Genomic DNA, 21,764 nt, shown 5'->3' with positions numbered 1-21,764 from the left:
CCGGCCTTCTCGCTGATTCTCCTTGCCGTCAATCGCGAAGGCTACGGCAATCTGTCCGAGCTGATCACGCTGGCGCGCACGCGTGCGCAGAAAGGCACGTACCGCCTGACGCCGGCCGACTTCACCCAGCCGGAGCGCGGCTATGCGCATCTGCGCGGATTGCCGCATTGCCTCGCCATCCTGACACCCGCGCATGGCATCGACCCCGCGCGCCTGAAAACACAGGCCGCGTGGCTGGCGGATACTTTTCCGGATCGCGCATGGATGGCGATGACACTGTTGCATCGTGCCCGGGATGATCGTCATCGCGCCGTGGTCGAGCACATCGCGCAGGAAACCGGATTGCCCATCGTCGCCACGGGCGATGTCTGCATGCATGTGCGTTCGCGCAAGCCGCTGCAGGACACGCTTGCCGCGATCCGGATCGGCAAGCCGATTGCGGAATGCGGCTACGATCTGGCGCCGAATGCGGAGCAGCACCTGCGCTCGCGCCTGCGCCTGGCGAACCTGTATTCGCCGGAGGCATTGGCGGAGTCGGTACGCATCGCGGAGCTGTGCACTTTCTCGCTCGACGAGCTGCGCTATGAATATCCGGACGAACTGGTGCCCGAGGGCGAGACCCCGACCAGTTATCTGCGCAAGGAAACCTACATCGGCGCGGCGCGACGCTTCCCGGCCGGGATTCCCCTGAAGGTGCAGGAGCAGATCGAACATGAGCTGACGCTGATCGCCGGGATGGCCTACGAGCCCTACTTCCTGACGGTGTTCGACATCGTGCGCTTCGCGCGCAGCAAACACATCCTGTGCCAGGGGCGCGGCTCGGCAGCCAATTCCGCTGTCTGCTACTGCCTCGGCATCACCGAAGTCGATCCGGCGCGCAGCCATACCCTGTTCGAACGCTTCATCTCGAAGGAGCGCAACGAGCCGCCGGACATCGATGTGGACTTCGAACATCAGCGGCGCGAAGAAGTCATCCAGTACGTGTATGAAAAATACGGACGGCTGCGCGCCGCCCTGACCGCGGTAGTGATCAGCTACCGGCCGCGCAGCGTGTTGCGCGATGTCGGCAAGGCGTTGGGCGTCGATCTTGCCATCGTCGACCAGATCGCCAAGTCGCATCGCTGGTGGGATGGCAAGACCGGCTTGTCGGCGCGCTTCACCGAATGCGGAATGGATCCGGAGTCCCCGATCGCGCAGCAGTGGGCGGACATCGCGGAAAGGCTGATGCGCTTCCCGCGCCACCTGTCGCAGCATCCTGGCGGTTTCGTGATCGCACGCGGCAAGCTGTCGCGCCTGGTACCTATCGAAAATGCCGCGATGGCCGACCGCAGCGTGGTGCAATGGGACAAGGACGACCTCGATGCGCTCGGACTGCTGAAGGTGGACATCCTCGCGCTCGGCATGCTCTCCATGATCCGCCGCGCGCTCGACCTGATCAGCGAACAGCGCGGCGAACCGCTCAGCATGCAGGACATTCCCGCGGAAGATCCGGCCACCTACGCGATGATCAGCGAGGCCGACACGATTGGCGTGTTCCAGATCGAAAGCCGCGCGCAGATGACCATGCTGCCGCGACTGCGGCCCGAGAAATTTTACGATCTCGTGATCCAGGTCGCGATCGTGCGGCCCGGGCCGATCCAGGGCGGCATGGTGCATCCGTATCTGCGACGCCGCCAGGGGCTGGAGCCGGTGACCTATCCCAAGGATGCCATCCGGCCGGCGCTGGAACGCACCTGCGGCGTGCCGATCTTCCAGGAACAGGTGATGCAGATCGCGATGCTGGCCGCGGAGTTCAGCGCGGGCGAAGCCGACCAGTTGCGCCGATCGATGGCCGCGTGGCGGCGCAAGGGCGACCTCGGCAAGTTCCAGGAAAAACTGCGGCGCGGCATGGAGAAGAACGGTTATGAGAAAGCCTTCATCGATGCCATCGTGCGCCAGATCGAAGGCTTCGCCGAGTATGGTTTCCCCGAAAGCCATGCCGCCAGTTTTGCGCTGCTGGCCTATGCCAGTTCCTGGATCAAGCGCCATGAACCGGCGGCCTTTCTCGCCGCGCTGCTCAACAGCCAGCCGATGGGTTTTTATGCGCCCTCGCAACTGGTGCAGGATGCGCGCCGCCATCGCGTCGAGGTGCGGCCCGTCGACGTCCGCAGCAGCGATTGGGAGAGCCGGCTCGAATCCACGGCGGGACAACAGCCGGCGGTGCGCCTCGGCCTGCACATGGTGCGCGGGCTGTCCTGCGAAGCGGGATGGCGGATCGAGGAAGCGCGTGCGATCCGCGCGTTTTCCGATACGACGGACCTCGCACTGCGCGCGCAACTGACGCGTCACGACGTGCAGATGCTGGCCAACGCCAACGCGCTCGAAGCCCTGGCCGGCAATCGCCGCCAGGCGCTGTGGGAAGCGGCGGCCAGCGAGGCGGACAAGGGCTTGCTCAGGAAGGCGTCGGTGCGCGAAGAGGCGGTGCAACTGGCAGCGCCCACCGAAGGCGAAAACATCGTCGCCGATTATCACAGCCTCGGCCTGACGCTGGGCCGCCACCCGCTGGCGCTGCTGCGGCCCATGCTCACGAAAAGACGCTTCCTGCCGGCCGAGGTGCTCAACACCTTCGCCGATCGCCAGATCGCGCGCGGCTGCGGTATCGTCACCGTGCGCCAGCGTCCACAAACCGCCAGCGGCACCATGTTCGTCACGATCGAAGATGAAACCGGATTTGTGAACGTCATCATCTGGCCCGCCCTCGTCGAACAATATCGCAAGGAATTGCTCGGCTCGCATCTGCTGGGTGTGTATGGCATCTGGCAATGCGAAGGGAAGGTGCGCCATCTGGTTGCGAAGCGATTGGTCGATCTGACGCAGCTGCTGGGGAGATTGAGTACGCGCAGCCGGGATTTTGCATGAAGGGAAAGCATGCGCTGCGGAGCTCTCTTTCCATCGCATCATTTCCTTCGGCCAGCGGAGCATCCGGACAATTCTCCGGCGCCTTTCTTGCCTTCGCACGGTGGTCAACGGCAGCAACTTGAGAAGCCTCAAGCAGCGCGCGGGCATCGACAAAACCGAATGGTCGCTTGTAACTCCAAGTAGAAGCTCGCACGCGCTTTCCCTACTGGAGCAGAAATCATGTCACGCAGCTTGATCCGGAGATTGCAGGCCATATCGATCATCGGCCTGCTGATGCTGATTGCCGCGTGCGGTGGTGGTGGCGGCAGTGGAGATTCCAGCGCAGCAAATTCCGGCTCGGTCACTCGCCTGCTTCCCACGATCTGGACTTCGGAAGGCAGGGCCGTCAACAGTTGCGTCCTCAGTCCGGGCTGCTCCGGCAATCCTTACGCGCCTTTCTTCGCAGCGGTATCGATGGCGCCGGCGAATGGTGCGACACTGAGCGGCGTCGTGCGCCTCGAAGTGCAAGGCAACGAAATGGCGAATATCGAATTATTGCCGGCCAACGGCTACACGCCCAGGCTGGGCGTCTTCAATATCACGGGCGACAGGACCTTTGCCTGGATGGACTTCGACACCACCACGGTGCCGAACGGTCCCTTGAATCTGCGCATCAGCGCGTTCAACGTACCCGCCGGCCAGCCGGGCGCAAATGAAATCGTCGCCATGCCGGCCCGCACCTGGACCATCAACAATCCGCCCGTGCCACCGGCCGCATTTGCCGCGACGCTCACTTCCGCACCCGCCGATAACGCCGTCGTCAGCGGCATCACGCGGCTTGAGGTGTATGGCAGCGACATTGCCAATGCCGAGCTGCTGCCGGCCTCCGGCTATGCGCCGCGCTTCGCCGTGTTCAATGTATCGGCGGACAAGACAATCGCCTGGCTGGACTTCGATTCCAGATCGCTGCCGGACGGTATCACGGACCTCAGGATCAGTGCCTTCAATGTGCGGGAAGGACAACCCAATGCCACGGAAATCATTGCCATGCCGGTCAGGCGCTGGGACCTCAGGAACAGCACCGCGCCGCCGCCTGCGACACCCTTCGTCGCATCGGTGACGATCGCGCCGCCGCATGGTGCCATCGTCAGCGGTCGCACGCGGCTTGAAGTGCGCGGCAGCGGCATCCGGAACGTCGAACTGCTGCCGGCCACCGGCTATACGCCGCTGCTCGGCACCTTCAACGTGTCATTTGACCAGACCTTCGCCTGGCTGGACCTCGATACGACAACGCTGCCGAACGGCATCCTGGAGGCGCGCATCAGTGCGTTCAACGTGCCGGCCGGACAACCGGGTGCGGTCGAGATCATTGCGATGCCGACGCGGCAGTGGGATTTGCGCCATTGAGGAGTCACTTCGCCCTGCTGTCCACTTCCGTGATCCAGCGCGCAATGACGTCGCCCGATAGCGACGGCGCGTCCATGTGCTTCGAATTCATCTCGACGAATTCATTGAGCGGATGGGGAGGCAGCGTGTCAAACATCGGCTTTCGGAACTTGAGCAAGCCCGGGTAATCGTCCTTTGGTGAAATAAACAAAACCGGCGTCTGGGGACGCATGTTCCTGACCGAGGTTTTCATCGCCATGGCACCCTCGGGATCGAACCAGCTCAGGTAGGCAGACGCTGTGCAGACAACCGGAAACGTTCCCTTGGAACCTTCCGTATCGAAAAAACGTGCCGTCTCACTGCCCTTCCCCTCGGAGATCATTTTGCGCGCCAGTTCAACCGACTCGCCAAGCTCTCTCCGGAATACCGCACCGCCGACGTCGCCGCCCGGCGCAATCGCGATCACGCCGTCGAGCGCATGCTTGCTGCCGAAGTAGAGCGCGAACACGCCGCCCTGGCTATGTCCCGCGACAAACAGTTTCCGGGCGCCCTTGCTGCGCAGCGCTTCGAGCGCCGATTCGACTTCTCGTTCGCCCGCGCCGACGCCCACGTCATACTGGCGTCGTCCCGACCACGGCATCTCCAGGTTCGCAACGAGATAGCCTTTCGCTGCCAGTGCCCGCTCGAGACTGTCCACATGCTTGGCCGGCGAGCCGCTCTTGCCGTGCATGATCACGATGCCGATCATGGACGAAGGCGTCTCGCCGATACCGGGAAGCGGCAGGATCGCCGCGCCGAGCCCCATGGCAAGCGCGATGAACCGACGACGCATCGGAATCATGATTGTTCTCCTTCATGACAACGGGATGAATTTTCCTCTTGTTTCCGCACAGTATGCCTGTCGAGCAGCAGGCGTATCAACTCTTTCGGAAGCACGTATCATTGCTTATCGTTCCCCGCACGGAGCCCCCTCCCATGAAGCCCACGCCCGCCATCGCCATCCACCTGCTCCATCGTGCCGGGTCCGGTGCGCTCGCGACCCATGCTTCGCAAATGCCGGGTTATCCATTCGCCACGGCTCTGCCCTTTGTACCGGATGAATTCCATCGCCCGGTATTCCTGTTGAGCGCGCTGGCGGAACACACCAGAAACCTGGTCGCCGATCCACGTGCCAGTTTCCTCATTACCGATCCGACTGGTCAGGATGTGCTGGACGCCGCGCGCATGACCATCGTCGGCGATGCGATCGGTCTGGACCCAAGGCCGGAGCTGATCGCACGCTTCGTGCGCTATCAGCCGCAGGCGGAGCAGTATCTCGCCCTGGGCGACTTTTCCTTTCATGCGCTCGTGCCGAGGCGTGTCCGTTATATCGGCGGTTTCGCGCAAATGGGCTGGATCGAGGAAAGCGACTGGACTGCTGCGAAGACGCTATCGCTCGCGGAGGAAGCGGGCATCATTGCGACACTGAGCGAGGCCTTGCCCTCAGGCATACGCCTGCTTGGCATTGACCGCTACGGCGTCGATATTTCGCGCAATGGGGCGCGGGAGCGTCTCAACTTTCCTGACGCGGCGGACGTAGCGGATCTCGGCGCATCGATCCGATTGCTGCTTGGATCTGCCTGAGGCTGCCGACAAAAAGTGAAAAGAGATTGCAATTCCAGCCGAGATCCTCAATAATCTCAAATGAGAATCGTTCTCATCTAAGTATTTCAATGCACTTGCCGCACCTCCTGTCGCATTGACAGCGATGCGAAGCGCGGCGGGAACGACCACCGAAACAACCCAGCCAGCCAGCCGAGCCTCTCACTGCTCCCGGTAGCCAGCCAGGAAAACGCCTGACACCACAGGACTATTCATGGCTATCGACTGGACGCACCACCCCTTGCCCGCTGCGCATCGCACACCGCACCCCACGGCGCGGGAGCCGGACATGTCGGCCACCGTCAGACAGTTGAAGCGCCTCGCCCCGCTTGGCATCATCCTGCTCCTGCACATCGGCTTCTTTTATGCATTGCAGAGCGGATTGCCGAGACAGGCCGCAGCAGCACTTCCGAGAGAAGTTGTCGCCACCTTCATCACGCCAGAGCCTGTGCCCCAGCCATCCAGTCCACAAGCGGCACCCAGGACGGTACCAGTCGTGAAGAAGCCGGTCGCCCGGCCGCGTGCGGCCGTACCCGTGGCGAATACGACTCCCTCACAACAAGCGATCGCGGTGCCGGCCGTTCCCGACGCAGCCCCGGCTCCCGCCGAACCGCCAGCCACCGCAGTAGCCGCGACACCTGTTCCGGCCGTTCCTGCGATGCCAAGAACGATCACGACGGGCATCGAATACTTGCAAGCGCCGCAGCCCGAGTACCCGCCCATCGCGCGCCGCATGGGCGAGCAAGGCAAGGCGATTCTTCGCGTGCTGGTCAATGAGAAAGGCCGTCCCGAGCGCGTCGAGGTGCAAAAGACTTCCGGCTCGCTGCGTCTCGACGAGGCGGCACGGCAGGCGGTCTTGCGCGCGCTGTTCAAGCCCTTTTTCGACGACGGCAAGGCCGTGACGGCGTACGCCATCATTCCCATCCGATTTCAACTGGACAATTAAGAGGACCTCATCATGCAATCAAGCCCGTACGGCCTGGAAACCCTGTGGGTGCAAGGCGACTTCGTTACCAAGGGCGTCGCCCTGCTCCTGATCTCCATGTCGATCGCGTCGTGGTATGTGATCGTCACCAAGGCGCTGCAATTGTGGCGCTACGGTCGCGCCGGCAAGGCGGCCGGCCACCATTTCTGGGATACGACCAGTGTCAACGAGGGCCTGACGACACTTGGCAAGGACAACCCGTTTGCCGACATCGCGCAGGCCGGCGTCGGCGCCATGCGCCATCACACGGCGCACAAGGGACACCTGCACGATCAATTATCCGTCAGCGACTGGGTCACCCTGTCGCTGCGCCAGGCCATCGACGAGGCCTCGGGCAAACTGCAGACCGGCATGGCCGTGCTGGCATCGGTCGGCTCGAGCGCGCCCTTCGTCGGCTTGTTCGGCACGGTATGGGGCATTTATCACGCATTGGTATCGATCGGAACCATGGGCCAGGCCAGCATCGACAAGGTCGCAGGTCCGGTCGGCGAGGCCTTGATCATGACCGCGCTCGGCCTGGCGGTCGCGATACCCGCGACATTCGGCTATAACGCGCTGGTGCGCGGCAACAAGGCCGTCATCGCCAAGCTCAACAAATTCGGCTTCGACCTGCATGCCTTGTTCGTCACCGGCGCACGCACCGAGCTCGCCAACCAGGAAAGCGCCGGCAGCAGCAAGCTCGTGGCGCTCAGGGGTGCATGATGGCAATGGGCTCCCTTTCCGATTCGGAAGACGACTTCAATCCGGAGATCAACACCACGCCGCTGGTCGATGTGATGCTGGTGTTGCTGATCATCTTCATCATCACCATTCCCGTAATGAACCATAGCGTGAAGATCGATTTGCCGCGCGCGGTGAATCAACCCAACGAAGCGAAACCGGACAACATCAACCTCGTCATCGATGCGGACGGCAAGGTCTACTGGAATGCCGACGTGGTCGATGCAGGCCAGCTGAAAGCGCGCATCGCCGACGCCGCACAAAAGACGCCGCAACCGGAGTTGCATCTGCGCGCGGAACGCACGACGCCCTACGAAAAAGTGGCGCAGGTGATGGCTGCGGCGCAATCGGGCGGCCTCGGCAAAATCGGTTTCATCACCGATCCCCAGGACAAATAATTTTTCCAACCCTTCGCCAGCCACGCATCGCGCAATACGACCGCCAGCCAGCCTTTTACATTCTTTCAAGATCATGACCTTTAAAAAAACCAAGCTGGCGCTCCTGGTTGCGCTCGCCGTACAACAATTTACGACTCCGGCCTTCGCACAAACCAAATCCACTCAAGCCGACGCCGACCTGCCGGAGGTGCGCGTAAAGAGCAGCCGCGAACTACCGCCGACCTACAATCCGCCCACCACGTCCACCGCGACCAAGATCGAGGCGCCGCTGCGCGACATTCCGCAAACGGTGAACGTCGTGCCGCAAACCTTGCTGCGCGATCAGGGTGTGCGCTCGATGCAGGATGTGATGAAGTCGGTGCCGGGCATCGGCCTGTCGCATGGCGATGGTCAGCGCGACCAGGTGACGATCCGTGGATTCAGCGCAATCGGCGACCAGTTCATCGACGGCCTGCGTGACGATGCGCTGTACTTCCGCGACCTGTCGAATATCGAGCAGGTGGAAGTAATCAAGGGACCGGCCTCGGTGCTCTACGGACGCGGATCATCCGGCGGCCTGATCAACCGGATCTCGAAGAAGCCCGGCATCGACAAGAATGAAGTCAGCCTCACTTTCGGCAGCTGGGCGCAGCGCCGCGGCGAATTCGATCTCGCGCGCAATGACGACGACCAGGGCGTGGCATTCCGCGTGACCGGTGCCATTGAGCGTGCCGACAGCTATCGCAGCCAGCAGTTCCTCGACCGCGAGGCGCTCTCGCCTTCGCTCTTGGTCAAGCTGGGCAGGGACACGAAATTGCTGGTCCAGGGCGAATACCTGTCCGACCGGCGCGTCACCGACTTCGGCGTGCCGGCCTATCGCGGCCGCCCGGTCGACGTGCCTGCCAGCGCCTACTACGGCAGCGCCAATGCGAAGGAGCTCGACTACTCGCAAGCGCAAGTCACCGCTCTTGGCTTTACGCTCGACCACCGCTTCAGCGATTCGCTGTCGCTGCGCAACGCATTCCGTCACTATGCGTATTCGCTCGACCGCAACAACACGCTGGTCGGGTCGGTGAACGAAGCGGCATTGACGGCGTCCCTCAACCGCAGCAATGTGCGGCGCGATGAAGACGGTTATTTCAACCAGACAGAACTGGTGCAGAAAGCGAACATCGCCGGCATGCCGCACCAGATCCTGTACGGCGTGGAATTCGGCAAGCAGAACAAGGATCAGCTGTTCCGTTCGCAGAACAATATCGCGACCGTCGACCTGTTCAATCCGGTCTTGCCGGTCCTGCCGTTCAACGTTACCGCAGCTCCATCCACAGACAATCTCGGCATCATGACTACCGCGAGTGCTTATGTGCAGGATCTTGCAAGCCTGTCGGAAAAGTGGAAAGCGCTGGTGGGCGTACGTTACGACAACTTTGAACAGGAAACCCGCGAACGCCGCGCCGGCCAGCCGAACCTGAGCCGCACCGACCGCGCATGGAGCCCGCGCGCCGGCCTGGTGTTCCAGCCGAACGAGGCGCAGTCATATTACATGTCTTTCAGCAAGTCCTTTCAACCTTCCGGAGAGAGCTTCGCGCTCGCGGCAAACAATGCCCAGATCGCGCCGGAAGAAACCACCAACAAGGAAATCGGCGCGAAGTTCGATTTCCTTGACGGCAAGGCATCCGCGACCGCATCGCTATTCCGCCTGGAGCGGACCAACATCAAGACAACCGATCCGGCCACCAACACACTGGTACCGCTCGGCGTGCAGCGCACGGACGGGCTGGAGCTGACCTTCACCGGCGAACTGCCGCATGGCTGGCAAATCTGGTCCGGCTACGCCTATCTCGATGCGCGCATGACTTCCTCGCCGGCGCGCGATGCCGGACAGCCGGTGCAGGGCAAGCGGCCGACGCTCACGCCGACGCATAGCGCCAACCTGTGGCTCGCCAAGGCATTGGGCAGCGGCTTCGGCGCCGGCGCCGGGGTGAATTACGTCGCCGACCGCTTCGCCAATCCGGGCAACACCGTCACCCTGCCGGCCTACACCACGGTCGATGCGATGGGCTATTACCGCGCGGGCAAAGTCGATCTGACGCTGAATCTCACGAACCTGTTTGACCGCAAGTACATCGTCGCGGGACACGGCAGTAGCGCGAATCTGAACCTGCCCGGTGCGCCGCGTGCGGTACAACTGACCGCGCGCTACAAGTTCTGAGCGGAGCAAGTCGATGAGCACGGACGCCTTTGCCCGTTCACTGAATACCGCACCTTCGCTCCGGGCCTGCGCTGTCCGCAAGCGCAGCCGCCGCGCGGTATTTCTCACCTGGCTGCGCAAAACCCATCTGTATGTCGGCCTGTGGGGCGCGGCGCTCGGCCTGATGTTCGGTACCACCGGAATCGTGATGAATCACCGCGCGATCCTGAAACTGCCCGTGGCGAAAGTCGTGCAGCACACGGTGCATTTCCCGGTGCCTGAGAACGCCTTCGCCAGTCCGGAAGAAATGTCGGAGTGGCTGCAAGCGGAACTCGGATTCGCGCCGGTCGCGCCGGCCATTCTGAAGACGCAGGCAGCCGCCACGGTGAGCTGGGCAGACCGTGAGCTGACGCAGCCCGAACGCTGGACCGTCATGCTCAATCGCCCCGAGCGCGGCATCAGCGCGGAGTATTACGTCGGCAATCGTTTCGTCAAGCTCGATCAGAGCGATGCGACGCCGATCGGCACGCTGACACGCCTGCATATGTCGGTCGGTGTAAATGCATTCTGGGTGGTGCTGATGGATACCATCGCGGGCAGCCTGATCCTGTTGTCGCTGACCGGCCTGCTGCTGTGGACCCAATTGCACACGATGCGAACGGCCGCGGTGCTGAGCAGCGTCGGTGCACTGCTGGCGGGGATGTGGTTTATGTGGAGTATCTAGCTTGTCTTCATGCTGCGGCGGATTCGGGACAGCGCCACATTGGTGATGCCGAGATAGCTCGCGACATGGTGCAAGGGAATGCGTTGCGCAAGCTGACCGTAATAGTCGAGGAACGCCGAATAGCGTGAGGTCGCGTCAAGCAGCAGCAACTCGGCCTCCCGCTGGCTTTGGCGCAGGAAGATTTTTGCCAGCACGTCCTGTATCGCAGGGCTCACGGCCGGATGATCGCGGCTCCACATCTCCAATGCGGTGTACGCTACTTCAACCACCATGGCAGGTTCGAGCGCTTCGATTGCATAGGGACTGTCGGTCTCGCCGGGAGGAACGCCTGCACCCAACCATTTTCCCTCCGCATGGAAGGAACGATTGCGCTCCCGTCCGTCCGGCGAGAGGTAATACAGGCGGAACAATCCGGATTCAACGCGCCAGACCTGCCTTACCCGCTGCCCGATCGTCACCAGCGCCTGGCCGGGCTTGAGCGCGCGCCGTGGTGCGCTTTCCCAGCGCGCCGCGAGCACTGGCGACTGCGAGAGCAGCATGTCGAATTCAGGCATGCAGGCGGCGCAGGCCCCGGCCGCATCATCGCCTGCCGGATTTGAACCTAGGTTAATGCGCTCTTGCATCCGCTTTGCCAATCTATCCGCACCCTGATAACCATAACCGGAGTGCTCGATGCCCCCGAAGAAACACCATGATACAACGCGCATGCGACGCTGGATCCTCCTTGCGTTGGTGCCCGTATTCCTGCTGCTCGCAGCGGTGATTTTCAACACCGTGCGCAAGCAATCCAGGCAGCTGCAGGTGAATCCGATCGTACCGCTGCGGATAGACGAAAACGCTGCCGCTGCCCGGCTTGCCGCCGCAGTCCGCATGCGGACTGTCTCGAATGACCTGGCGCCGGACCAGAATGCCGAGGAATTCCGCAAGCTCCATGAACACCTCCAACGCAGCTATCCGCATGCGCATGCCGTGCTCAAGCGCGAAATCATCGCCGGGTACAGCTTGCTGTACACGTGGCAAGGAAGCGATCCGAATGCACTGCCTGTCATGCTGATGGCGCATCAGGACGTGGTGCCGATTGCGCCCGATACCGAGAATGACTGGCAGGCCGAACCGTTTTCAGGAGAGGTGAAAGACGGCTTCATCTGGGGACGCGGCGCCTGGGACGACAAGGGGAATCTGTTCTCGATCATGGAAGCGGTCGAGACGCTCGCGGCGCAGGGATTCCGGCCGAAACGAACGATTTACCTGTCCTTCGGCCATGACGAGGAAGTGCGCGGAGAACGCGGGGCCAAGGCGATTGCCGCACTGCTGAAGGCGCGTGGCGTGCGGCTGGATTACATACTGGACGAAGGTTTGGTGATTACACAAGGTCTGACCAAGGGCCTGGACAAACCGCTCGCCCTGATCGGCATTGCAGAAAAAGGCTATACCACCGTGCTGCTGAACCTGTCGGCCAAGCCCGGGCACTCCTCCATGCCGCCGGCCAAAACCGCTATCGGCATGATGAGCGCCGCTTTGGCCAGGATTGAAGACAGGCAGATGCCGGCGGGCATTCGCGGCGCGGCGCAGGAGATGTTCGATACGCTGGCGCCGGAAATGTCCGGCATTCAGCGCGTACTGTTGTCGAACTTGTGGCTCTTCAAGCCACTCGTGCAGCATGAGCTGGAGAAAAAGGCGAGCACCAATGCGATGATCCGCACGACCACGGCGCTGACGATCGTCCATGCAGGCAACAAGGAAAACGTCTTGCCGGGCGTCGCCAGCGCGGCGGTGAACTTCCGCCTGCTGCAAGGCGATTCGATCGCCGACATCGTCGCGCATGTGAAGCAAGCAATCATCAACGATGACATCAAGCTGCAAACGGTTCCGGAAAGTTCGGAACCCTCGCGTCTGTCGAAGACCGAAGCGCCGGCCTACAAGGCCATTCATCGCACCGTGCGCGAAATCTTTCCGGAAACGGTGGTCGCGCCCGGCCTGATGATCGGCGCCACCGACGCACGGTATTTTGAAGAGATCAGCAACAACATCTACCGTTTCTCGCCGATACGCGCGATGCCGGAGGACCTGGCGCGCTTTCACGGCACGAACGAGCGCGTCTCGGTCAAAAACTACGCGGAGATGATTCGCTTCTATCATCAGTTATTGATGAACAGCGCGGCTCCGTCTTCCTGACAAGGACCGGTTCGTGGCGCCGAAGCCCGGCACTCCGGCAAATACATCACATTGTGATATACTTGCGAATTGCCTATTTCCGGCAATGCAATGTTATCGCTGATGAACCCTGTCTCTACAGAGTCAGGGAAGCCGCTTGCAGCACACGGCGCATCCATGACTCTGCGTCCCTTACCCAGGGACGCAAACTCCGCCCCCACTATCCTGCCGATCGGCCGCCGCGCGTCGCGGGTGAATACACGCCGGCATATCCGGCAGCGCGGCTTATTCAAGTAGAGGAATGAAAATGCAATGGATGGAAGAACGACGGGACTTTGCCGCTGACAATCGCATGCTGCATCTCGCCGTGTTGGCCATGTTTATCGGGGCCGTCAGCACGCTTGCTGCATTCCTGCTGCTCTATCTGATTCGCTTTTTCACCAATCTGTTTTTCTTTCAGTCTTTTTCGGCATCCCTTCGCTCACCCGCGGACAATACCCTAGGCCTCTGGGTGATTGCGGTGCCTGTGGTGGGCGGCCTGATCATCGGCCTGATTGCCCGCTTCGGCTCGGAAAAAATCCGCGGCCATGGCATACCGGAGGCGATAGAGACGATCCTGTTCGGCAAGAGCAACATGTCGGCCAAGGTGGCCGTGCTCAAGCCATTGTCATCCGGGATCGCGATCGGCAGCGGCGGGCCGTTCGGCGCCGAAGGGCCGATCATCATGACCGGCGGCGCAATCGGTTCTCTCATCGCCCAGTATTTTCATCTGACCAGTGCGGAGCGGAAAACCTTGCTGGTGGCCGGCGCCACTGCCGGCATGACGGCCGTCTTTGACACGCCTGTGGCAGCCGTCTTGCTGGCGATCGAGTTGCTGCTGTTTGAATTGCGCCCGCGCAGCCTGCTGCCGGTCACCATCGCATGCGCCGTCGCAGGGTTCCTGCGCCCGCTGGTGATGGACAGCGGCCCCTTGTTCCCGCTGCAGACACTTCCGGCAGCACCCCTGACGCTCGTCTCCTGCGCACTGGCCGGGATCATGGCGGGCCTGCTCTCCTGGGCCTTGTCCGTCACCTTGTACAAGGTGGAGGACCTGTTCGCGAAATTGCCGCTGCACTGGATGTGGTGGCCGGCGCTGGGCGGCATTGCCGTCGGTATCGGCGGCTATCTCGAGCCGCGCGCGCTGGGGGTCGGCTATGACGTCATCGGCGATCTGCTGCAGAACCATCTGGCGCTGCGCTTCGTGCTCGGTTTCCTGGCTTGCAAGGCCTTGATGTGGGTCATAGCCCTGGGGTCCGGCACTTCGGGCGGCGTGCTGGCGCCGCTGCTGATGATGGGTGCCGGCCTCGGCAGCTTGATGGCCCCGATCATGCCGGGCGGCGAGCCGCTGATGTGGCCGCTCGTGTTCATGGCCGCGACGCTGGGCGGCATGATGCGCGCGCCTGTCATGGCGACGGTGTTCGCCTTTGAACTGACACATGACGTCAATGCGCTGCTGCCGCTGCTGGCGGCGTCCGGGGTTGCTTACGGGTTTACCGTGCTTGTGATGCGGCGTTCCATCCTGACGGAGAAGATTGCCCGGCGCGGATTCCACATCTATCGCGAGTACGGTATCGATCCGCTGGAACGGCACCATGTCGGCGAGGTCATGACCACGCAACTGGAAACGGTCGATGCGGATACGCCGGTGACGGAGGTGCTGGAAAGGCACTTCGGAGCGAGGCAAAAGCATCGGGCCTTCCCGGTCGTGCGATCGGGTGAGGTGCTGGGGATGGTCGATCGGACGGTTTTGGCAAAGGGCCTGGAAAAACCGGGCATTCAAACGGCGGCCGATCTTTTCGGCGCCAATCCCTTGATCGTTGCGCGGCCGGAAGAAACCTGCCGGGAAATCGCCAGCAGGCTTGCAGTCCATGAACTGGAATGCATCCCGGTCGTCACGGATGCCCGCTCGCACCGGCTGGTCGGTGTCGTCAGCCGAAGCGACCTGGTCAAGCCGTCGATTGCCGTGTTCGAGGAAGAACAACGCCGCGAGCTGCCGAAAGGCGCTGTTGTTCAGACTTTGGTGCGCCGGATCGCATCCTTGTTTATGGGGAAAGCGCTCAAGAAAAGGCGCTGATTAACGCGAAGCGGTACGTTTCAAGGTTTCCGGCGTGATCGCGAACTCGGTTTGCGCCGGACCTTTGCCCTTGGGACCACACCCGCCGCAGCTTCCGCATCCGTCAGCACACGATGCCGCGGCGGCTTCGGCGCGCTTTTCGATCCGGTCTGCTGCCTTCTTCAATCCGCATCGTTTCATGAGTCCGACGAGGGCGATACGCAGCGCGCGCTTGACCGTTTTCGGCAGGTAGCGCCGCATGACCATCCAGGCAGCGAAGACGACAATCGCGGTAACGATCACTTCCTGCATCATCCACCTCCCAGCACGGCGCGGCTGATCTGATAGGTCGCAAACGATGCCAGATAAGCCAGCGCAAACATGTATCCGGTCATGGCCAGCACCGGCGTCCACGAGTTGGTCTCGCGCTTGACGGCGGAAAGCGTGGAAATGCATTGTGGCGCGAAGACATACCATGCCAGCAATGACAGTGCGGTCGGCAGGCTCCAGGTGGCGGCAATCATCGGCGTCAGCGCGGTCGCGAGCTCTTCGCCGCTGGCGGACAACGCATAGACGGTTCCCAGTGCGCCAACCGCAACCTCGCGCGCGGCAAGGCCGGGAATCAGCGCGATCGCGATCTGCCAGTTGAAGCCGATCGGCGCAAACAGAACCTGCAGCGACTGTCCGAGCTTCCCGGCGAGGCTGTACTGGATGGCCGGTCCGACTGCGCCCTCCGGCGGTGCAGGGAAGCTGGACAGGAACCAGAGCAGGATCATGATGGCAAGAATGATGGTGCCGACCCGCGTGACGAAGATTTTCGCGCGCTCCCACAGGCCGATCGCGAGATTGCGCAGGTTCGGCCAGTGATAGTTCGGCAGCTCCAGCATCAGCGGCGTGTAGCGGCCCTTGCCGAAGGTGCTCTTGAACACATAGGCAACCGCCATCGCGGACACGATGCCGGCGAGGTAGAGCGCGAACAGCACCAGTCCTTGCAGGTTGAAGATGCCGATGGTGCGATTGGGAATAAAGGCGCCGATGATCAGTGCATAGACCGGCAGGCGCGCCGAGCATGTCATCAGCGGCGCGATCATGATGGTGGCAAGCCGGTCGCGCGGATTCTGGATGGTGCGGGTCGCCATGATGCCGGGAACCGCGCAGGCGAAGCTGGACAGCAAGGGAATGAAGGCGCGTCCCGACAAGCCGACGCTGCCCATCAGGCGGTCCAGCAGGAAGGCCGCGCGCGGCAGATAGCCGGAATCCTCCAGCACCAGGATAAAGAAGAACAGGATCAGGATCTGCGGCAGGAAGACCAGCACACTGCCCACGCCCGAGAAAACGCCATCGACGATCAGGCTGCGCAGGACGCCCTCGGGCATCGCGGCGTACACCGCCTTGCCGAGCGTCTCGACGCCGGCCTTGATCCAATCCATCGGCAGCGCCGACCAGCTGAAGACGGCCTGGAAGACCAGGAACAGCAAAATCGCCAAAATCGGATAGCCGAGCACCGGGTGCAGCACCACCGCATCGATGCGGTCGCCCGCGTTGTGTGCTTCGCCATGATGGGTGATGACGGCATCGAGGATGCGGCGCACTTCGCGCTGCGTCTCTTCCAGCGAGTCGCCATTATCGGAATTGAAAGAGGATGCGGCGACGCCGGTGGCGCTCTCCGATTTCGCGGCGAGGCTGTCGAGTTGCGCCACCAGGGCTTCGGCGCCGCCGGGCTTGACGGCAACGGTTTCAATGACGGGAATGCCGAGTTCCTGCTGCAGCCTTCGGGTATCGATCTCCACGCCGCGCTTCTTTGCGACATCCATCATGTTCAGCGCGAGAACCGTCGGACGCTGCAGGCGCAACACTTCCAGCACCAGGCGCAGATTCAGGCGCAGGTTGGTCGCATCGACCACCAGTACGATCACATCGGGAAGTTTTTCATCGGCCTGCTTGCCGAACAGGACATCGCGCGTGATGGCCTCGTCGGGCGTCATCGCATTCAGGCTGTAGGCGCCGGGAAGATCGATGACCTTGTAGGAACGGCCGCTGGTCGAGGTGAACTGTCCTTCCTTGCGTTCGACCGTGACACCGGCGTAGTTGGCGACCTTTTGCCGGGCGCCGGTCATGCGATTGAACAGCGCCGTCTTGCCGCAGTTCGGATTGCCGACCAGGGCGAGATGCATGGGCTTGGAACTTGTCATGATCGCGGTGCTTCAGCGTGGATGTTGCTTGGTGCGCACCACGTGAACCAGCGAGGCTTCATGACGCCGCAAGGCGAAGGTGGTATTGCCGAGGCGGACAGCGATGGGGTCGCGGCGAGGAAATGATTCCGCAACGATGCGCAGCGGCTCCCCGGGGACGAATCCAAGTTCGATGAGGCGGCGCTTCATGGCCGCATGCTCGGCGCCGTCTTTGTCAGTCAGGCCGATCACATTCGCGTGATCGCCTTTCTTCAACTGGCCGAGGTGAACCACCTCGTGATGCATCGGATGGTCGTTATTTGGCATGGCTGGCTTTCAAAAGGGTCGGTTCGCGTAACCGCTTGCCCCACACAACAAATGATAATGATTCTTAATAAGCTTTGCAATCGTTCTTACGGATAAATGTGACTAGTCAATAGTGTCATGTCAAACAAGCAAACAATATCCGTGCATCAATTCGCCTCAATTCACATCAATTCGGCGGAACGTAGAAAGCGGCGTCCTCAGCTATCCGCACCCGCTCGTCGTCGAGCGCAACAAGCTCAAACCGGATCCTGCCGGCTCCCGATCCTGTCCTCCGGCGCTCGGCGCGCACGTTCACCGCGACGCTGCGAGACGTCGCGCTGTCGACTTCGACCTGCGCAGGAGAAACGATCGCGATGGAATCGATGCCGCCGGCCCTGATGCGATAGGCATGGGGGCGCTCATCCGTATTCATGATCTGCAGCCGGTACACGTTTTCGACCATGCCGCCCCCGACATCGCGTCCGATTGCGGCACGGTCGAGCATGACATCGACTTTCAGCGGCACCCGTCGCGTCAGCGACACAGCCATTACGCAGATGCCAAGCAAAAACATGCAGAGGTAGATCAGCACACGCGGGCGTGCAATGCGCCGCCGGATCTCTTGCGCCGACAAACCACGCTGCATCGCATTGGCGGTCGAATAACGGATCAGCCCGCGCGGCGCACCGATCTTGTCCATGACAGAATCACAGGCGTCGATGCAGGACGCGCAGTCGATGCATTCAAACGGCAAGCCCTTCCGAATGTCGCTGCCGGTCGGGCACACCTGCAGGCACAGCGAGCAATCGATGCAATCACCGAGCGAGTTCGCCGCTCCGCGTCGCCAGTTGCGGCGCACGCCGCGCGGCTCGCCTCGGGCAGCATCATAGGTGATGAGCAGTGTGTCCTTGTCGAACATCACGCTCTGGAAACGCGCATAGGCGCACATGTGCTTGCAGATCTGCTCGCGCAGCCAACCGGCATTGAGATAGGCGAAGGCAGCGTAGAACAGGATCCAGAAGGCCTGCCACGGGGTCAGGGTGAAGCGTGCCAGTCCGCTCAGCAGCACGGGCATCGGCGTGAAATAGCCGACCAGGGTAATGCCGGTCCACAAGGCCACTGCTGTCCATGCCAGGTGCTTCAAGCTTTTCTTTGCAATCTTGTCGAATGAAATGGCCTGCTTGTCCAGGCGGATGCGTGCGCTGCGGCTGCCTTCGATCTTGCGTTCGATCCACATGAAGATTTCGGCATAGACCGTGTGCGGACAGGCGAAACTGCACCACACGCGCCCGGCGACGGCGCTGAGCAGGAACAGCAGCGCGGCGCAGAGGATGAGCACACCGGCGAGATAAATGAAATCCTGCGGCCACAGGACGAGGCCGAAGACAAAGAACTTGCGCGCGGCCAGATCGAACAGCACTGCCGGACGGCCGTTCCAGCTCAGCCACGGCAGGCCGTAATACACCAGTTGCGTCAGCCACACGCAGGCCCAGCGCCAGCTGGCATAACGACCGGACACCTCGCGCGTATAGATCTTCTTGCGAGGAGCGTACAGGTCGATGATGGAAAAGCCCGGGCCGTTCGTTTGCATTGCGTGTTGCCGTTGTTATGCTCGTGCGCCGACGCCGTACTTTACTCCGCTGTGCGGATGCAGGCGAATAAAAACGGCATTCATGCGTGTCTTAAAGCGCCTATCAAAATGCGTAGCGAGCAGCCCGAGCCTGGATCGAGAAGCGCAACCGTACGTAAGGTACGGTGAGCATCGCAGGTCCGGGATCGGGTTGCGCAGTAGCATTTTGATAGGCGATCTCAATCACCAAGCGCATGATTTCCCCGGTCCCCGATGATGCGCAAATGCGCGGCAGCGGCGTTGCGCTCATCGGCCGATTCGGGCAAGCGATCGGACAAGTGCCGCACCGAGTAACGGATCCTGCGCAAGCGCAAGGCTTCGGAGCGCTGCCACCTCAGGGCCTGGTCCAGCACCGCGTGCGTCCGCTTCACGCCCGCTTGCGGCTTCAGATCAAGCCTGCCTGCCGCATGCATGACGGCATCCAGGCCGCGCAGAATGCCGTGCACATAGAACGCCCAGATGCGATCGGCGAGAATGAGCGCGCTCAGGTTCACGACGCCCGTTCCAGCGAGGATGATCGCGCCGTCGATCAGGAAGGAGCGCAGCATGTTGTCGGCCGACGAGAAATGGACCCGGTACATGTTCTCGTCGATGATATTGCCGAGCGACCGGTACAGGCCCCAGATCGCGAGCGCGGTCAAGGTCGTTTCCAGGATCACAAGCGCAATCAGCATCCATTTTTGCAGGATGTGGTCGACGTAAAGAATGCGGCGCCGGTCTTTCGGAAGAGGAGCGTTCATAGGTCGTGACATTCGTAACACAGCCGTGACTGGGCGGTCGTGACCACCAGCTTGCCGTGGTCCTTCTTGTATCCCTGATGGCAGGATACGCAGCTCACCATGCCATCGGGCAGCAGCAGTTTTTGTTCGACCACGCGACGCGGACGATAGCCGCCAAACGTGGCGGCCTTTTGGTAGTTCGCGCCGACCGGATGGTTGACGCGGCTGCCGGCATGGCGCGCGATGCCGTTGCGGTCGATGCTGGTGACGATACGCGGATCGACGTTCCTGCTGTGGCAATCCATGCACTGGCGCGAGTACACATCGAGCACGACGGCTCCGGCATCGGCGCCGCGGCTCAGATGTCCGACCATCAAGGACGCGCCGCCATCCCGCATCTTCCGAAAGAAATCCGCCTCGTGACAGGCAAAGCAGAGATCCTTGCCGCTCTTGTTCCCGCGCATCAGTCCCGCGCTGCTGCCATGCACATCATGACAGGTGCTGCAGGTCAGGTCGCCCTTCCAGTCGAGCGGATAGGCGTCGGCCGGTTTGTTGCGCGGCTGGAATCCGCTCGGGTGGCTGACCTTGATCGCGGCGGGATGGCAGCGGCCGCACAAGGCTTCCTGGCTGCCGACCAGCATGCCGGCCTGTTGCGCGCTCACGTTCTTGCCTCCCAAGTGGCAGCTTGCACAGTCCTCCTTCTGCAAATGCGTATGGCCGCTACCCGCGAGCGTCGCATGCAGCCAGTTGGCGCTTGCCAGGACGGCCACCAGCCCAAGTGCGAGCAGCAGTTTAAACACTGGCTTTTTCATCCAGTGCCTTGAGTCGCGTTACGGCCTCCGCGTAGCCTTGCGCGTCACCCTGTTCGAGAGCGGCGGACGCCTCCTTTGCCGCTTGTTCGACGGCGGCATAGTGTTCTCGCAAGGTGCTCACCGCATGCTTGATGTGTTCCGCCTGTTCGCGCAACCTGTCGCCTTCGCGCAACTCGATCAGATCGGCGGAATCGCTGGTACTGGCCAGCTTGAGGTTGCGTGAAAAACGATACAGCGGCCCGGCGATGCGGAAGCTGCTGTACAAGGCAATCATCCATGTAATCACGCCGGCAACGGCGACCAGCATCAAGCCGATCACCAGCATCGTCGGGCCGAGGTTGGCGCGCGTGATGCTGTTGCTGCGGATGATCGCGGCATACGATTCGGTGTCCTGGCCCGAAATCAGCGCGAGCGACAGCAGGAGCGAGAGTACGGCCACCGCGCCGACGCCAAGACTGATTTTTGCAACCAGCTTGAGATGAAAGAAAATCAGCGGTTCATTTCGCAAAGCGGACTCCTCCTTGCCAGGGCTGCACCTCACCCTGCGTGCTGCAAATCATCTCATCGGCCGGACAATGAACAGCAAAAACAAAGCTGTCCACGGAAGACACGGAAAACACCAACAAAGCCCGGGAAGGATGAGCACCGGGATTTCGGCATGAGTCGTTCCGCGTCTTCCGAGGATTATCTTCTTTCCGTCCCGGGCGGCTCACATGTCCTCAAGCGGCATCGCTGCGCATCGCGCGGCTCACCTCATGCACGGCGTCCACCAGCACCGTTACCGCTTCCGGCGGCGTGTACTGCGAAATGCCGTGCCCGAGGTTGAACACATGCCCGCTGCCCGCCGCCGGCTTGCCGAAGGATTCCAGCACCTTGGTCACCTCGGCGCGGATCTGCTGCGGCCCCGCGAACAGCACGTTCGGGTCCAGGTTGCCTTGCAGCGCCACCTTGTGGCCCACCAGCGCACGCGCCTTCGCCA

20 protein-coding genes are annotated in these 21,764 nt (G+C 61.9%); 10 read left to right on the top strand and 10 right to left on the bottom strand.

Annotation, left to right across the window (positions count from 1 at the left end):
* Together VJ651_RS16035 and VJ651_RS16030 are read left to right on the top strand one after the other, a co-directional pair.
* Positions 1-2,898, top strand: a 2,898-nt coding sequence (locus VJ651_RS16035; protein WP_324108408.1) for an error-prone DNA polymerase, incomplete at its 5' end; no start/stop codon positions are given.
* Positions 2,899-3,117: 219 nt separating this feature from the next.
* On the top strand, positions 3,118-4,284 hold the full coding sequence (locus VJ651_RS16030; protein ID WP_324108407.1) for a hypothetical protein: 1,167 nt from the start codon (positions 3,118-3,120) through the stop codon (positions 4,282-4,284).
* Between the two features lie 4 nt (positions 4,285-4,288).
* Here the strand turns inward: VJ651_RS16030 and VJ651_RS16025 are convergent, their stop codons facing one another.
* Positions 4,289-5,104 carry an alpha/beta hydrolase gene (locus VJ651_RS16025; protein WP_324108406.1) on the bottom strand — a complete coding sequence of 272 codons (816 nt, stop codon included), beginning with the start codon at positions 5,102-5,104 and terminating at the stop codon, positions 4,289-4,291.
* A gap of 134 nt (positions 5,105-5,238) precedes the next feature.
* On the opposite strand from VJ651_RS16025, the gene VJ651_RS16020 reads away from it, so the two are divergent.
* From VJ651_RS16020 to VJ651_RS15995, 6 genes are all read left to right on the top strand, one after another.
* Entirely contained in the window at positions 5,239-5,886 is a 648-nt protein-coding gene (locus VJ651_RS16020; RefSeq protein WP_324108405.1) for a HugZ family protein, read from the top strand.
* A gap of 232 nt (positions 5,887-6,118) precedes the next feature.
* Positions 6,119-6,850: a TonB family protein gene (locus tag VJ651_RS16015; protein ID WP_324108404.1), complete on the top strand. Its 732-nt coding sequence runs from the start codon at positions 6,119-6,121 to the stop codon at positions 6,848-6,850.
* Positions 6,851-6,862: 12 nt separating this feature from the next.
* On the top strand, positions 6,863-7,591 hold the full coding sequence (locus VJ651_RS16010; RefSeq protein WP_324108403.1) for a MotA/TolQ/ExbB proton channel family protein: 729 nt from the start codon (positions 6,863-6,865) through the stop codon (positions 7,589-7,591).
* Positions 7,591-8,007: a biopolymer transporter ExbD gene (locus VJ651_RS16005; RefSeq protein ID WP_324108402.1), complete on the top strand. Its 417-nt coding sequence runs from the start codon at positions 7,591-7,593 to the stop codon at positions 8,005-8,007. The genes VJ651_RS16010 and VJ651_RS16005 overlap by 1 nt, the downstream gene beginning before the upstream one ends.
* A gap of 73 nt (positions 8,008-8,080) precedes the next feature.
* The gene (locus VJ651_RS16000; RefSeq protein ID WP_324108401.1) at positions 8,081-10,198 is read left to right on the top strand and encodes a TonB-dependent siderophore receptor; all 2,118 of its coding nucleotides are present in this window, start codon (positions 8,081-8,083) and stop codon (positions 10,196-10,198) included.
* A gap of 13 nt (positions 10,199-10,211) precedes the next feature.
* Positions 10,212-10,901 carry a PepSY-associated TM helix domain-containing protein gene (locus VJ651_RS15995; protein ID WP_324108400.1) on the top strand — a complete coding sequence of 230 codons (690 nt, stop codon included), beginning with the start codon at positions 10,212-10,214 and terminating at the stop codon, positions 10,899-10,901.
* Here VJ651_RS15995 and VJ651_RS15990 read toward each other — a convergent pair.
* A complete protein-coding gene (locus tag VJ651_RS15990; RefSeq protein WP_324108399.1) occupies positions 10,898-11,455 on the bottom strand; it encodes a Crp/Fnr family transcriptional regulator in 558 nt (185 codons plus the stop codon). The two genes, VJ651_RS15995 and VJ651_RS15990, sit on opposite strands and share 4 nt — an antisense overlap.
* Positions 11,456-11,606: 151 nt before the next feature.
* Between VJ651_RS15990 and VJ651_RS15985 the strand changes: the two genes are divergently transcribed.
* Together VJ651_RS15985 and VJ651_RS15980 are read left to right on the top strand one after the other, a co-directional pair.
* Positions 11,607-13,076 carry a M20 family peptidase gene (locus tag VJ651_RS15985; RefSeq protein WP_324108398.1) on the top strand — a complete coding sequence of 490 codons (1,470 nt, stop codon included), beginning with the start codon at positions 11,607-11,609 and terminating at the stop codon, positions 13,074-13,076.
* Positions 13,077-13,362: 286 nt separating this feature from the next.
* The gene (locus VJ651_RS15980) at positions 13,363-15,168 is read left to right on the top strand and encodes a chloride channel protein (protein WP_324108397.1); all 1,806 of its coding nucleotides are present in this window, start codon (positions 13,363-13,365) and stop codon (positions 15,166-15,168) included.
* Here the strand turns inward: VJ651_RS15980 and VJ651_RS15975 are convergent, their stop codons facing one another.
* The 8 genes from VJ651_RS15975 to VJ651_RS15940 all read right to left on the bottom strand — a co-directional run.
* Positions 15,169-15,462, bottom strand: coding sequence for a DUF6587 family protein (locus VJ651_RS15975; RefSeq protein WP_324108396.1), 294 nt, complete (start codon positions 15,460-15,462; stop codon positions 15,169-15,171).
* Positions 15,459-17,339 carry a ferrous iron transport protein B gene (gene feoB, locus VJ651_RS15970; protein ID WP_324108395.1) on the bottom strand — a complete coding sequence of 627 codons (1,881 nt, stop codon included), beginning with the start codon at positions 17,337-17,339 and terminating at the stop codon, positions 15,459-15,461. Before feoB ends, VJ651_RS15975 begins: the two co-directional genes overlap by 4 nt.
* 12 nt (positions 17,340-17,351) lie before the next feature.
* Positions 17,352-17,645 (bottom strand): FeoA family protein, encoded by a 294-nt coding sequence (locus VJ651_RS15965; RefSeq protein ID WP_136419598.1) that lies wholly within the window; start codon positions 17,643-17,645, stop codon positions 17,352-17,354.
* A 166-nt stretch (positions 17,646-17,811) separates the two neighbouring features.
* Positions 17,812-19,215, bottom strand: a complete 1,404-nt coding sequence (ccoG, locus tag VJ651_RS15960) for a cytochrome c oxidase accessory protein CcoG (protein ID WP_324108394.1) — start codon at positions 19,213-19,215, stop codon at positions 17,812-17,814.
* Positions 19,216-19,433: 218 nt separating this feature from the next.
* The gene (locus VJ651_RS15955) at positions 19,434-19,994 is read right to left on the bottom strand and encodes a hypothetical protein (protein ID WP_324108393.1); all 561 of its coding nucleotides are present in this window, start codon (positions 19,992-19,994) and stop codon (positions 19,434-19,436) included.
* The gene (locus VJ651_RS15950) at positions 19,991-20,773 is read right to left on the bottom strand and encodes a cytochrome c3 family protein (protein ID WP_324108392.1); all 783 of its coding nucleotides are present in this window, start codon (positions 20,771-20,773) and stop codon (positions 19,991-19,993) included. The genes VJ651_RS15955 and VJ651_RS15950 overlap by 4 nt, the downstream gene beginning before the upstream one ends.
* Positions 20,766-21,293 carry a hypothetical protein gene (locus VJ651_RS15945; RefSeq protein ID WP_324108391.1) on the bottom strand — a complete coding sequence of 176 codons (528 nt, stop codon included), beginning with the start codon at positions 21,291-21,293 and terminating at the stop codon, positions 20,766-20,768. Before VJ651_RS15945 ends, VJ651_RS15950 begins: the two co-directional genes overlap by 8 nt.
* Positions 21,294-21,504: 211 nt before the next feature.
* Positions 21,505-21,764, bottom strand: a 260-nt coding sequence (locus VJ651_RS15940; RefSeq protein WP_324108390.1) for a uroporphyrinogen decarboxylase family protein, incomplete at its 5' end; no start/stop codon positions are given.

The sequence above is a fragment of the Noviherbaspirillum sp. genome (genome assembly GCF_035254865.1).
Taxonomy (GTDB): domain Bacteria; phylum Pseudomonadota; class Gammaproteobacteria; order Burkholderiales; family Burkholderiaceae_D; genus Noviherbaspirillum.
The sequence above is the reverse complement of the archived record's forward strand: the minus strand, read 5'-3'. Positions and strand labels throughout refer to the sequence as shown.